The organism is Brakhagea slesvicensis, from assembly GCF_052161625.1.
Classification (GTDB): domain Bacteria; phylum Planctomycetota; class Planctomycetia; order Pirellulales; family Pirellulaceae; genus JBKCUI01.
In genome coordinates this window covers 4,033,034-4,046,121 of the sequence record NZ_CP197412.1, presented here as the reverse complement: position 1 = coordinate 4,046,121, position 13,088 = coordinate 4,033,034, and the positions used below count along the sequence as shown (strand labels likewise).

11 protein-coding genes are annotated in these 13,088 nt (G+C 52.1%); 2 read left to right on the top strand and 9 right to left on the bottom strand.

The genetic code is table 11. The features are described 5' to 3' along the window. Positions 1-46 precede the first annotated feature (46 nt). A complete protein-coding gene (locus SH467x_RS15420; RefSeq protein ID WP_482367998.1) occupies positions 47-727 on the top strand; it encodes a PEP-CTERM sorting domain-containing protein in 681 nt (226 codons plus the stop codon). Positions 728-760: 33 nt separating this feature from the next. Here SH467x_RS15420 and SH467x_RS15415 read toward each other — a convergent pair whose 3' ends face one another. The 5 genes from SH467x_RS15415 to SH467x_RS15395 are packed head-to-tail and all read right to left on the bottom strand — an operon-like array spanning position 761 to position 7,351. Further along, on the bottom strand, positions 761-2,449 hold the full coding sequence (locus tag SH467x_RS15415; RefSeq protein ID WP_482367997.1) for a PH domain-containing protein: 1,689 nt from the start codon (positions 2,447-2,449) through the stop codon (positions 761-763). Further along, positions 2,436-3,167: a PH domain-containing protein gene (locus SH467x_RS15410; protein WP_482367996.1), complete on the bottom strand. Its 732-nt coding sequence runs from the start codon at positions 3,165-3,167 to the stop codon at positions 2,436-2,438. Before SH467x_RS15410 ends, SH467x_RS15415 begins: the two co-directional genes overlap by 14 nt. Before the next feature lie 12 nt (positions 3,168-3,179). Further along, entirely contained in the window at positions 3,180-4,466 is a 1,287-nt protein-coding gene (locus SH467x_RS15405) for a thymidine phosphorylase (RefSeq protein ID WP_482367995.1), read from the bottom strand. After that, the gene (gene lnt, locus SH467x_RS15400) at positions 4,463-6,217 is read right to left on the bottom strand and encodes an apolipoprotein N-acyltransferase (RefSeq protein WP_482367994.1); all 1,755 of its coding nucleotides are present in this window, start codon (positions 6,215-6,217) and stop codon (positions 4,463-4,465) included. Before lnt ends, SH467x_RS15405 begins: the two co-directional genes overlap by 4 nt. A gap of 45 nt (positions 6,218-6,262) precedes the next feature. Beyond that, positions 6,263-7,351 carry a M24 family metallopeptidase gene (locus SH467x_RS15395; RefSeq protein WP_482367993.1) on the bottom strand — a complete coding sequence of 363 codons (1,089 nt, stop codon included), beginning with the start codon at positions 7,349-7,351 and terminating at the stop codon, positions 6,263-6,265. Between the two features lie 184 nt (positions 7,352-7,535). On the opposite strand from SH467x_RS15395, the gene SH467x_RS15390 reads away from it, so the two are divergent. Next, complete coding sequence (locus SH467x_RS15390; protein WP_482367992.1) at positions 7,536-8,111, top strand: dihydrofolate reductase family protein; 576 nt, start codon at positions 7,536-7,538, stop codon at positions 8,109-8,111. A 67-nt stretch (positions 8,112-8,178) separates the two neighbouring features. Here SH467x_RS15390 and SH467x_RS15385 read toward each other — a convergent pair whose 3' ends face one another. The 4 genes from SH467x_RS15385 to SH467x_RS15370 all read right to left on the bottom strand — a co-directional run bounded on the left by SH467x_RS15385 (position 8,179) and on the right by SH467x_RS15370 (position 12,920). Continuing rightward, positions 8,179-10,005 (bottom strand): AI-2E family transporter, encoded by a 1,827-nt coding sequence (locus SH467x_RS15385; protein ID WP_482367991.1) that lies wholly within the window; start codon positions 10,003-10,005, stop codon positions 8,179-8,181. 263 nt (positions 10,006-10,268) lie between these two features. Then, entirely contained in the window at positions 10,269-11,969 is a 1,701-nt protein-coding gene (locus SH467x_RS15380; protein WP_482367990.1) for an ABC transporter ATP-binding protein/permease, read from the bottom strand. Positions 11,970-12,336: 367 nt separating this feature from the next. After that, positions 12,337-12,570: a hypothetical protein gene (locus SH467x_RS15375; RefSeq protein WP_482367989.1), complete on the bottom strand. Its 234-nt coding sequence runs from the start codon at positions 12,568-12,570 to the stop codon at positions 12,337-12,339. 11 nt (positions 12,571-12,581) lie between these two features. Then, a complete protein-coding gene (locus SH467x_RS15370) occupies positions 12,582-12,920 on the bottom strand; it encodes a BON domain-containing protein (RefSeq protein ID WP_482367988.1) in 339 nt (112 codons plus the stop codon). Positions 12,921-13,088 lie beyond the last annotated feature (168 nt).

Sequence of the window (13,088 nt, the reverse complement as noted above, 5' to 3'; positions counted from 1 at the left end):
CGTATAATTTTCTCTATTCCCCTTTCCTTTTGAGATATCTCTAAACATGCTAAAGAAATTAACATTTTTGACACTTGCATTATGTTTGCACGGTGAAAAAGTCGCGAATGCAGACTTCTTAGTGAGTCTTGGTTCACAAGATGGATCTGGCAGTAATCAATCCTTTCTTGCAGGGTCACGTGCAACGCTTTGGGCTCATGCTTCCGACACGACAGTCGGATCTCCAACGAGGATCGAAGCCTACTCGCTGGCATTCCAGATTGGTAATACAACAACGATCCCATCCATTTTTTCTAACTTTTCCGTCGACTTCACAGGTGGAATGATTTCAAATCCGCCTCCAGCCAATTTTGGTCTTTTTATTGACCCAAGTTTAATTCAAGCGGATCCGGTTCCAGGGCACAATATCATCGTCTCCAACGCCATCGACAGCGGTAGTACATTAGTACCAGGAACGCTAACTCGAATGTTCTCCATTTCATTCGATATAAATGCAGGTGCGTCTGGTGATTTTCAATTTCGATTTGTTCCGGACGCGATGCAGTTTGGCGGGCCCGTGAATTCTGTGATTGGAGATGGATTTCCAGAAGATTTAGGGACACATGGAAACAGTGCGGGGACTTTTTACAATCAGTTCTCTGTCACGGCAGTGCCGGAGCCTGGGTCTTTGATTTTGATTGGTTCTGCTTTCATACTTATTGGATATCGGCGAACGAGAAAGGGCTAAACTGCGATCGCAATTCTAAGCCACGACAGTCATTCAAATTTTGGGATGGGTGCAAGGGGGGTGTGGAGGGATGATCTGAGAAGTCATCAGACTATTCCATTGGCGCAATGCCTCGTACTCTAGTCGAGCCTTTTCAACGTCGAGGAGTTCAATTTTAAGTTCGTGATCCGCGACGCCTGCGCCCGAGGTGTCGATCGCAATGGATGCCATCTTCCAACGTCGATCGAACGGGGATTCGCGAAGCGATACCGATTGAATCTTGTCTTGAAACCCAATGGAAGTCTTCTGAAGCAGCAGTCCACCGCGAAGCAAGAAGAACTTGCCCCATCGAGCGAACTTCCTGCTCCTCGCTCGCTGTCGCGCGAGCATCGTCCCCGCCACCAAAAATACCGCTGCGATCGCTCCCCCCCATGCCATCCATCGCCAATCTAGAAACCATGCGATCACTCCGACGACACCAAGCAGTAGTGTTGTCGTGATCCAGAGGGATCGAATCATCCGCCAACCCGCATTGCTTGCCAGGGGCACCCAATCGATCGACGGAAGGTCCCACCGAAGCTCTGGATCGATGGATCGCAATACGCAATTCAAATCGGCTTCCTTCAAAATGGGGACGAACCACCTCCGACCAATGGTCTGGGAAGCGTCCTCCGCTTCGCTCCCCATCCCTCCCCCTGAGGTCTCGAGCCGGATCGACGCGAGTCCGCATAGCCTCGCAACCCAACCTCGGTGCACCGAAATGACTTGAATGCGGCGTCTTGGAATCGTCGCAGATACTCGCGTGAAAAGTCCGCACTGGACATGCAACTCATCCCCCCTACTCGTCAATCGATAACCCGAAAACTTCAATACATACCAAGCCATGCCGAAGAGTCTAAAGAGAAGCAATAGAACAAACAGGATGACGAGGAGTAGTAACGCGCTCCGCCAGAAGCTAGTTCCAAATCCAACCGACTCCGATTGTTGGACCGCGCTGGACCAAAACTCCCGGATGCGATTCCGCCAGTACGCTCTCTGCGCCGAGTTCTCTTTGCCGGTCCACCAGTCCCCAGAAAACGAATTGGTTTGAAACAAATAGCCGATCAGAACCGCCGCTAGCACTTGCCCACGGTTACTCAGCAAACCGGCTTGAAGCAATACTCGCAGTGGCAGCTCCAACACCAACGTTTCGGCAGGTAAAGTAGAGGGCTCGGCCGCGTTTTCTAGAATCGTTTCAGCAAGGCCCGAAACGGTCTCTGGACCATCGCTTGCCGGCCTATATGGCTCTGAGTGGGTCAACAACCGTTCGCGCAGCCGATCAATCTCCTCCATACCGAGGACTCTCATGACCGCTTCTGGCTCGCTCCCCGAAGCGGTCTCGATTTTGACTTCGGCAACACGGAACAAACGATGGAAGAGATTCTGGACCGAATCTATATTTTGAATTCGGTCGACTGGAATCGACCTATGTGTACGGAACAATAATCCGTAATCAATCTGCAGTTCGCTGTCTGTAAGCGTGTACCGGTAAGTGAAGAATCTTACGATCGAGAAGCCGATGGCGATTGCAAAGATCGAGAATCCGACATACAGACCGATCATTCCCCCAGTTGCTACCGAGAAACCTGCAAACAATGCAGGAATTAGATTCTCTCGGATTCGGCTTCCGATATCGAATACCAGCGAAAGTGGATGGAGTGAACGCCTATCTGAAGATTCCAATGCGGAGTTAGGATTGTTCATGCTCGGGTCCCAATCGATTGGGCTTCTCTGTAGATTCCACCTGTTCGGGCTTCAAAGGTTCGGGCTCCAAAGGTTCGGGGACCCAAGGTTCAGGGACCGTACTGGATTCGATCGCGCTCACTGCGTCCGATGGCTCGCCTGTGCTGGTACCCGACGCCGGACGAGAGACGGGAATCGCAGGCTCGGGACCTTCTGCGATGCTCAATGGATTCCTGCGTCGCGGCAACAGGGAAGACCGAAGCGCCTCGGCCTGCTTCAAGGGCAATCCTTCGACACTGATCGAATACTCGTGAGTACCGGCCGTGTTGATGACTAAGGTTGCCATTTCAAAGCGCCGCAGAATGGGTCCTTGCACGACATCCGTGTGTTGAATCCTCTCCCTAGGAACAAATATATGATGCCACCAAATGTACCCACGTTTCAATTCAAATCCCCCATCCGTTTCACGCCATCGGGTTGTACGGTGCTTCCACAATGGATCGAACCAGAAGAGAACTGCAAGCCCTGTGAGGAACGAAGCGATTCCCAGTCCGCATAGCAAGGACTGCCACCCGATGCCGTCCAAGACCAAAAACGCAATCAATAGCCAACCGATCAAACCAAACACCACCATCGCGGCCAAAACAACTGCACCGACTATGCGTTCCGCTGCGACAATGTTGGGATCTAAAGGATGGTAGTCTTCTTCAATCGTTCGTGTACTTTCGTCGTTTTGCATGGTTGGATAGGCTCAGTTCGCATCCCAAAGAGGCGGAAATTCTCGCGTGCTTCGGGAATCGAATTTTAATCCTTTTTTGATCGACTCCCCCACTGCGGACGCTTCCATGTATTCATTGGAATAGATGACAGCGAGTGTTTGCCCTGGCGTGACCACGGTGCCGAGAGGGGACAACCATCGAATCCCGACTCCCGGCCTGACCGCATCTTCCTTTTTCGAACGCCCTCCTCCAAGATCGATCATCCCGTACCCGATTGTCAGGCAATCGATTTCGGTCAGGACACCACGCATCGAAGCGGATGCCAGAACCGGATTCTCTTTTTCCAGCGGGGCCATGCGCTTCCAATCTCCTCCTTGCGCTGCAACCATCTGCTCGAATCTCGCGAACGCTTCTCCCGACTCCAACAAACCAATCAGCCTTTGCCTCTGTGCCGACAAGTCGCAGGAAGGATCCAGGCGATTCAATAATCGAGCCGAAAGTTCAATCGAGAGAGTTCGAACCGTAGCACTCCCTCTCCCCTGCAACACGTCTATGGCTTCCAACACCTCGCACGCATTTCCGATCATTTCCCCCAAAGGTTGCGTCATATCGGAAAGTAGTGCAACCGTACTAACCCCTGCCAACTCGCCGATCTTCTGCAATTTCGACTTGAGCACCCGAGCCTGCGCTGCGTCTCGCTGAAAACTACCGCTCCCGAATTTGACGTCTAAGACCAGACCTTGAAGTGATTCGGCGATCTTCTTCGACATAATGCTCGCGGAAATCAACGGAATCGACGGCACAGTCGCGGTCACATCGCGAAGGGCATAAAGTTTGCGATCTGCTGGAACTAAACGATCCGTTGCACCGGTGATGACACACCCAATCTGATCAAGCTGTTTGCTAATCTCTTTTTCGCTGAGATCGGTTCGATAGCCAGGAATTGCTTCCAGCTTATCAAGCGTTCCGCCAGTGATGCCCAAACCTCGCCCGCTGACCATCGGGACATGAAACCCAAGACATGCCAGCATCGGCGCGATGATTAACGAAGTCTTGTCTCCCAACCCTCCCGTGGAGTGCTTGTCGACTCGTGGCGCCGATCCAACCGGTGCAAGCGTATCACCAGACGCCACCATCGCCATCGTGAGGTCGACGATTTCCCTATCGGTCATTCCGCGAAGATAAATCGCCATAGCGAGGGCTGCCATTTGGTACTCGGGCAAATCTCCCTTCGCATACGCGGCGATCACATCCCGAATCTCGTCGGTCGACAATTCGTGCCCATCTCGCTTCTTGGCGATCAGTTTCGCTGGGATCATGTTGGTCGAGTGCCTCGTCTCACTCTGGATGAGAAACGAAAATAGAAAAACCGCATGATCGAACGGATGAGCGGCATCATTGCGACAAACGCAAGCCCTCGTGCGGGAAGATCCCCCACGCGTTGCCAAAGTCCCCATCGCGCATCCGGAATAGGTTCGGCCAAGATTGTCCCCTCTTCGAAACGACCGAGCGAACGAACGATGCGACCACTACCATCAATCCAAGCGGATATACCGGAGTTCGCTGCGACGAGCAGCGGCCTGCGATTCTCCACGGCACAGCCGATCGCATTGTTCAAGTGGTGATCCAACAAACTGGAGCCGCGAAACCAAGCGTCGTTGGTGATGTTGACCAGGAGATCTGGTGTTCTTCCCTGCCCGCTCAACTCCACCACTTGCCGATGCACCAACTGAGGTACCACGTCTTCAAAGCAGACACTCGGCGCCAAAACAGTCCCCGACGGAAGACTCCACGCGACAAAGCGATCGCCAGAGTCCAACGCCCCTAGCCCAAAGGAGGCCAATAAACCGGGAAACCAATCGGCCAACGGAATATACTCGCCAAACATAACCAAATGCCGTTTGCTGTAGTAGTCGACCTTCGGTGTTGCGTCTACCACGTCCGGTGGCTGGATCCACAAGGCGGCGTTGTATCTCCGCAATCCTTGCTCTGACAGCCGAAGAACCCCAGACCCAACGAGATAGGTTGTTGGAAATGGGGCGGTGGGAGTCAATCGAGCCCACTTCTCACGCAGTCGTCTCTCGATCACGGCTACCAGTTCTGCAGGTTCGTTGGGCCAGTCGGGAGGAAAGGAGCTTGTACCATCCCAGTCAAACCACCCGGGCAGTGGAACGCCATCGTCGAACGTGCTCTCTGGCCACAAGACCGCGTCGATGCGCTGATCCAATTCGTCCGAGATCGATTTCCTCGTCTGTCTCGCGTACTCCGACCACGAGACCCGCAATCCTTCAGGGTCCGATTCGAACATTGTCGGCATATTGCCTTGCACCAGCAACAACCGTCCAAGCGGCTTGATTGGCTCGTGCTCCGCTAAAAACCGATCGTAACGAAGGTAGCTGATGATCGACCCTGCAACCCACACCAAACAGACGGTTGTTGCGAGAGAAGCAGCAAATCGTTCCCCTCTAGAACTTTGTGGTCGATCCTCGCAATTGCGTTCCAGAAATTTCGCAAACAAGAAACAAACCGATGCGCCGGAGAGCATTACAAAAAAGCTCACACCAAACATTCCAAAGTGTGCTGCGATTCCGAGCATAGGTGGCCACGGCGTTTGCGAATGGGCGAGCATGCAAGCCGAGAAGCCAGTCGCAACATAGGAACGGATCAGTTCCAAGCCTGTCCAGCTCACCGCACACGCGATGGGAAACGGGATGCGAAAGTTTGTTCGGAGCGACCGACCAATCACCATGTAAACGGGTAGATAAATGGCGACGTACAAACTCAGTGCAATCCATCCACCATATAGAGGCCAATAGGCGAGTCGGATGCCCTGCAGCAATCCCAGCCAAAGCAAACAGGCCACTCCATAGACACCGAGCAGGGTCGAACGCTTCCACTCGCAAGGTGCATAGGTCGCAGCTGCAAAAAAGAATGCAGCCACATAACCAGCCCATGGTTGCTTGAGCGGAGGGAGCCCTATCCAATAAAAGCCGGCACCGAGCCCCATCAACAAGACGGGTAGCCACGAAGGAGGCTGGCGCGACGTTGACGCCCTACAAGGTTCGTTCATGGTAGGCTTCCTAACTGCAACGAACGATCAGGATGAACAGTCCCATTAAGCAATTTCGTCCCACTCCTTGGGTAAATGGGAAAGGACGCGATGCCCGTCTTTGGTTACGAGAATATCGTCTTCGATGCGTACCCCGAGCACTCCAGGTAAATAAATGCCAGGTTCGACGGTCACGACCATGTTCGGTTCCAACGGTCGATCTTGCCCGCGAGCCAACCGAACCGTTTCGTGGATTTGCAATCCAAATCCATGCCCCAGTGAGTGGGTGAACCGTTTACCAAATCCCGCTTGCTCAATCACGCCACGGGCAATCGCATCGATCTCACTCATCCATACTCCTGGTCGGATCGCATTGATAGCAGCCACCTGTGCATTCAAAACGGTCTGATAGACCTTTTGCAGTTTGGAAGAAGGTTTGCCGGTCAGAATGACACGTGTGATGTCGCTTAAATACAGATCTTCTTTGGCTCCCCAATCCACCAGCACGAACGGGTCCTCCGAGATGGTTTTGGATGAGGGGCGGCCGTGCGGCAATGCGGCTCGCGGTCCCACCCCTACAATCGATTTGAAGGCGCTAGTTGTTCCTCCAAGTTGGCGGATATTGGCTTCGAGTGTGTCCGCTACCTTCTTCTCGGTCCAATCATCGCCAAGCATCGACCGCATCGCGAGAAACGCGCGTTCGGCGATGTGGATGGCTCGTTCGATCGCAGCTAGCTCCACTTCGTCCTTGCATTCTCTCAATCGTTCGATGATGCCATTGCAAGGCGTCAGGGATTGGGAGCCCATTTGCTGGCTCAATCTCTCCCATTGGGCGTAGCTGGTCATTCCTGTTTCTACATGCAGGGCATGCACTTTTTTCTTACCCAGCCATCTGGGGATCGCATCCACCAAAAGCTCAGTGGGCTTCCGGATTTCCAACGCCAGCTCGGGGCATTCTTCGGTGACCTGCTCCTCGTAACGAGCATCGCTCCAAATGGTCAGCGTCTCTCCTTCGACGTACAAGAAACTATCTTCACCGGTAAATCCCGTCAGATAGGTCACATTAAAAGGGGAGGTGATCAGCAGCCGCTCGATCGATTGATGCTGAAGTTCCCGAAAAAGCCGTTGCTGTCGATTGCGAAGATGAGGGGCCATAGATCGTGGACTTTAGGGTGAAGGAAAGAGGAACCATGTTCTACCGCATGACGCCCCCCGAGCCAATGCCGCAGGGCCCCCAGGAAGAACGCAGGACCGCGCACGTGAATTTGCTACACTCTCACTCTGTCGCTCCCTTTCTTGCCCCCAAATCTTGGCTTTCGAATTCCGAAATCGCCCCACCATGAGAACGATCTACTACACCGCCTCCAGTCTCGACGGTTTTATCGCCACAGAAGATGATTCTCTACAGTGGCTCTTCGCGCTGGGAAATCCAACGGATTCAAGTTACCCCGAGTTCATTTCGCAGATTGGTGCCCTCGCGATGGGGGCCTCGACCTACCTTTGGTTGGTTCAGAATAGCGAACAAGTCAAAACCGAAACGGGTTCCGCTTGGCCCTATACCCAGCCGACATGGATTTTTTCCTCGCGCGACTTGCCACGCATCGAGGATGCTGACTTGCGTTTTGTGCGCGGTGATGTGATCCCTGTACATCACCAAATGAAAAGATCGGCCGAGGGCAAGAACCTTTGGATCGTGGGAGGGGGCGATTTGGTGGGACAGTTTTACGATTCGGGATTGCTCGATGAAGTGATAATCCAAATCGGTTCCGTCACCTTGGGGAGGGGTAAACCGGTCCTTCCTCGGCAAATCCTCCCTCCACAGCTCCAACTTCAATCCGTTCACCAGCGAGGTTCCGGGTTCGTCGAGCTGCGTTATCTCGTTTCCAAATCCGCCACGCCGAAACCATCCCCATGAAACCAACCTCGTGCTTTGGCCCAGAGTGCGTTGCTTGTTGTGTGATCGTTATGTTATCGATCGCTCGCTAAGGGTTTGGGGAAATTGCGCACGCGTGTATTTGTATTTGCGAGATTGCATCCGCCATGTTCCCAACGACGATCACCTTGCCACCGATGCGTTCCTTTGCCTGGCTCAGATCTCTTTGTGCATCCCATAGACCTACAAGCAGTTGCACGTTGGGAAGTCGTTGGTACAGCCGTCGAACAAGAGAACGACTATGCATCACTGCAGTTGGAGGAGTGGCTGCGACACAGATTATGGCATGGTCACTTTGAGCGACACTCTCGACCATTTCCACCGCCGATGTGGATGCAGGTAATGTCTGAGCTTCGCGGCCCTCCTCTTCCAAAAGTTGTACAAGCATCAGTGCAGTAATCTCATCCGCCTCGGTTCGAGCTGGTAGGCAGATGATAGACCTTTCCGGTTGCCGTTCAACTCCCGCGATTTCGACGACCATTCCCGAAGTACCAGTTTTCCCTCCTCGCACCTTGGTCTCCAACTCCTTGATTCGCTCGCTCCGATACTGAATGATATCCCGGATGCTCTGCAAAATGAATTTGTGTTTCTCCTCCTTCAATTCACCCAATTGCCAGTGGATCTCCGCTCTTGCCAAGGTGGGTATGAGGATGGTGTCATAGGCAATGACAATCGAAGTCTGCTGAACAAATTCGTCAAATAACTCGACGGCTTTGTCCTGATCTCCAGCCAGAAGTCGCTGATAGATGCGTTCTTTCATTTCGAAGACTTGCTCGCTCCCAAGCAATATGTCAAGAAACGAGAGCTCTGGCACATGTTTCCCGACGACGAGAACACATACTGTTAACGGGGTCGCCAGCAAAAGCCCGATGGGCCCCCACAGCCACATCCAAAAGAACGCCGCGACGAGCACCGCGACGGGTGAGACGCCCGTGTTTTTACCATAGAACCACGGCTCAAGAATATTGTTATTCAAGAGTTCGAGAAAAACGAAAAGAAGAACGGTGAACAGGGGCGCCATCCAACCCGTTGAAATCGCGAAAGATATTCCGATAGGCATTGCCGCCGCGATCCAAGGGCCAATGTATGGGACAAACCTCAAAGTCATGGCCAGAATACCCCAGAGGGTCGCACTTGGAATACCAATCAGGTGCAACCCGACGCCAACCGAAATTCCGAATGCTAGGTTGATCAGAAATAGCGTCGACAAATAACGACTAACCCGTGTGGCAGCGTCCTGCATCGTTTGCGTGGTTAGCGTGACACGATTTTTTCCGACCAAATAAATAAATCGATCACGTAAATCCTCGCGACGAAGAAGAAAAAAGATCACGAGTACGATGACGATTGCAGACGATCCGAAAACCTCAGCGAGAGTTCCGTATGCACCCTCAAAGACTTGTAATGGACTGAGTGGAGACGTCACAATCCGGACCGCAAAGGGAAATTCGACGGTTCCGTGCGGGGCCTCCAGTTCGCCGACGGAAGATGCACCACTGCTTAATCCTCCTACTACCTCAGCCACCATTGTCAAAAACTGCTCTGCATGACGATTCACAGATCGGAACTTCGTCGCGAGGTTTTTCTGGTATTCCGGAATCTTCGACGAGATGCTCGCCAGCTCCAGGACAGCCCATCCGACGACGATACCGAGAATTGTGAAGCCCATAAAGGCAGTGGTCAAAACTGCAGGGATTCTTCCAAACTGAAAGGATTCCAGCCAACGACATACTGGACTGAGTGCAAAACTCAACAAAACTGCCAGCGCAATGGGGACGAGCAATGCTTTTGCAAAGTAGAGCGCTGAGATAACGACGATGATGGATGCTAAGTTTAGTATCCAAGATGATTTCGCGACCGGGACGAGATTTGCCATCGGTATAGACACTCCTCACGAATCGATTCGCCTTCATGGAAGTGCGCGGATTTGGACTTGGTTCGCGATAATCGCAGTAACTGGTCGACTCTCGGATGGCCCTTATTGTCTAGCGATTCCCCCGATCAGAAATCGAAGCCTCTCCCATTTACACACTGGCGGATTCCGCTAGCCCCTTATGACTATCGGCAGCTTCTCTTCCCATCCACGTCCCAGAAGTCTCGTTGCGGTTGCGCCAGTATCCATTTTTTTGCTCGTAGTGGTCACGGTGCGACCATATCTTTAGCAAGCGAAACTTGCCATCGTCCATCTCCTAGGAGAGTCAAAACATGTTTATGGAATTTCACGACATTAAGACGGTGGCTGACACTAACGAGTGTCATGCCAGAATCGAGCAGCGTTTGGTATAGCATGTCTTCATTCTTCGAATCCAACGCGCTAGTCGCCTCATCCAAGATAACGAACTGCGGTTCAGCTAAAAGCACACGTGCAAATGCGACTCGCTGCTGCTCGCCAAGAGACAGGATCTTGCCCCAATCTGCTTCCATATCCAGCCCTCCCAATCGTTCGGGCAACTGGGACAAATTGACTGTGCTGAGCACACTACGGAGTTCTTCATCCGTACGCTCTCGGTCACCAGGGTACTGCAGCTGATCCCTCAGAGTACCGATAACCATGTAGGGCCGCTGGGGTAAGAAAAAAACGTCGCTCAGTGGAGGCCGCATGATCGTGCCGCTTCCTGCATCCCATAAACCAGCAATAGCTCGAAGCAAGGAACTTTTGCCCCCTCCACTGACTCCAACTATGAGCAACCCTTCCTTTGGTTTCACCTCAATGGAAAGGTCGATAATCAACGTCCGTTTGTAGTCAGGTGTTTGCAGTGACAGCTTGCCCAATACCAAACAATCTCCATTCAGCATCGTGATCACCTCCTTGTCCGGACTGCGACAGAGAGCCGAGTTCTCAAGGGAACTGGAAAACTTGACCAAACGACTGACACCTGCAGCGAATCGGCTCAACGTATCAAAATTGTTGACGACTACAGTTAACGCTGCGAAGATCGCTGCGAATGCACCCGCGGCTTGTACGACTCGGCCAACTTCAATCTCACCGGATAAAACCTGGGGAGCAAGCACGATTCCAGGCAGTATCAACGTGACAGAGCTGTAAGAGTACTGGAATAGATTCAAAAACCATTGCCAATTGATAATGCGGTTGTAGTTTCCGTAGACTTCCGCAAACTTTCGTTTTATGTTGTTCGCCTCGGGAGCTTCACCACGGTAAAACGCGATCGACTCCGCATTTTCCCGGACACGAATGAGACTGAATCGAAAATCGGCTTCGCGCCTTAACTGGGAAAAATTCAAAGTCACCAAACTTCTGCCGAAAATGACACTAGCGACCAACGTTCCAAAAGTGGCGTAGACTACCAAGAACAACACCAAGGATCTAGATATCGACCAAAGGACGCCACTGAAGGCCACCAACTGCAGCACTGTTTCGATGGCCAGTAAAAAATAATAAATAGATCGGAGAGTGAAAGTATTGATATCTTCCGCAATGCGTTGATCCGGATTGTCGATCACCGTATTGAAAGCAAGTTTATAGAAAGCATGGTTGCGAAAGTAGGTATCGAGAAAATTGTGCGTCAGCCAACGACGCCAATAGTTGACGAGTTTGTCCCGAACAAAGTAATAGAAGACGTAAATAGGTGCCGCCGCGGTAAAAAGACCTGCCGATTTGAATATGGAAATCCAATATCGCTCTGAATCTTGCGCGGCGAGCGCGGAGGTGAATTCGCCGGCCTGTTCATTGAGAAGTACACTGAAGGCAGTGTTGCCCAAAAGCAATATAGCCAAAAGCGTCAACAGTACCCGAGCTTTCCACTTGTCTTCCGAATACCAATAGGGTTTGGCAATTGCGACAAACTGAGGAGGGCTTTTCCATCTCAATCCCAACATCATTAGCCTTCCAAAGTTCCGGTCGATCCGAAAAACGAGTGAGTTTAGTCGTAACGTGGGACGGTGGAATCCCAGCTGCGAGACGAAGATCACGCTACGCGCAAATACTTAGTCTGCATAAGGGGCAGGTCGGGACTGATCCGACTCGACTTGGTGTTTCTAGGACTATCGGTCCATACTGGAAGGCGATCCAGATCTCACAGAAGGAGATTTGCCGTTTAGCGTCAGAGCCGAACTGTGTTGAAAGCCCGTGATTTCAGTATGAATGAACCTCGGTCGTTGCGAGGTGAAGAGATCGCTCACACTGTAAGTCATGGCGTGGGCTGTGTCATGGGGGGGTAAGCGCTAGTGTGTTTGTGAAGTCCGTGAACTAATTGTTAGCCCCATGGACGGTTGGCAACCTTTCGCTGAAGTCGGGATGATTGCCATGGCTCTCGGAGGGAACCTCCTCGCTGCTTTTAACACCGCCCTTGCTCGGAACTCCGAACTCCTCAAATGCCAGGCGCATGGGATGGCCGCAGCATGTAGCCGTCTGCGATGCGTTGTGGACGTGCAGGACATTCCCACATATCGCGCAGTGAAAAACACGCTTGTTAATTGGCATAGAGTCGCTTCCTAGGATTGATGGTCAATGGATATAGAGGAAGTTTTGTATACAACGTCCAATTGATTCATGATGCGGTGTTTGCCATTCAAAGATCGCAACGTCTCTTGCGCAAGCTGCTTTAGATAATAGGAACTCACCTCACCACGAATGATGAGTTTTCCCGCTTCCGCCACGCATTGCAATTGTCGAACTTCGGGATGACTGCAGGACCGCAACTGCTGCATCGCAAGGCTGGCAATATCGATCCAAGATGCAACTTTCGGCCATTCTTCTTGGGGATGCGAAGCGACCGCTTCGTAGAAATCCTTGGACTTTTTTGCCCGAGAAATGGCCAATGCTTGATTCAAGATTCAGTTCCTTACTTGGTCGACTTGCCCTATGCATCTAGTTTTAGCGCGGGGTAGGACGAAGGAACATCGAGGAATCTTCGAAATGGGCATAGCAAAATCTACTAGCTCGCAAAATCTGAGAGCAATGGGACAGCACTGAGGCCAAACGGATTCGATCTCGGTCCC

What these genes read in the sequence shown, in the direction of transcription:
- SH467x_RS15420 (WP_482367998.1), top strand. Translation starts at nt 47, where the DNA reads ATGCTAAAGAAATTAACATTTTTGACACTTGCATTATGTTTGCACGGT.
- SH467x_RS15415 (WP_482367997.1), bottom strand. Translation starts at nt 2,449, where the DNA reads ATGAACAATCCTAACTCCGCATTGGAATCTTCAGATAGGCGTTCACTC.
- SH467x_RS15410 (WP_482367996.1), bottom strand. Translation starts at nt 3,167, where the DNA reads ATGCAAAACGACGAAAGTACACGAACGATTGAAGAAGACTACCATCCT.
- SH467x_RS15405 (WP_482367995.1), bottom strand. Translation starts at nt 4,466, where the DNA reads ATGATCCCAGCGAAACTGATCGCCAAGAAGCGAGATGGGCACGAATTG.
- lnt (WP_482367994.1), bottom strand. Translation starts at nt 6,217, where the DNA reads ATGAACGAACCTTGTAGGGCGTCAACGTCGCGCCAGCCTCCTTCGTGG.
- SH467x_RS15395 (WP_482367993.1), bottom strand. Translation starts at nt 7,351, where the DNA reads ATGGCCCCTCATCTTCGCAATCGACAGCAACGGCTTTTTCGGGAACTT.
- SH467x_RS15390 (WP_482367992.1), top strand. Translation starts at nt 7,536, where the DNA reads ATGAGAACGATCTACTACACCGCCTCCAGTCTCGACGGTTTTATCGCC.
- SH467x_RS15385 (WP_482367991.1), bottom strand. Translation starts at nt 10,005, where the DNA reads ATGGCAAATCTCGTCCCGGTCGCGAAATCATCTTGGATACTAAACTTA.
- SH467x_RS15380 (WP_482367990.1), bottom strand. Translation starts at nt 11,969, where the DNA reads ATGATGTTGGGATTGAGATGGAAAAGCCCTCCTCAGTTTGTCGCAATT.
- SH467x_RS15375 (WP_482367989.1), bottom strand. Translation starts at nt 12,570, where the DNA reads ATGCCAATTAACAAGCGTGTTTTTCACTGCGCGATATGTGGGAATGTC.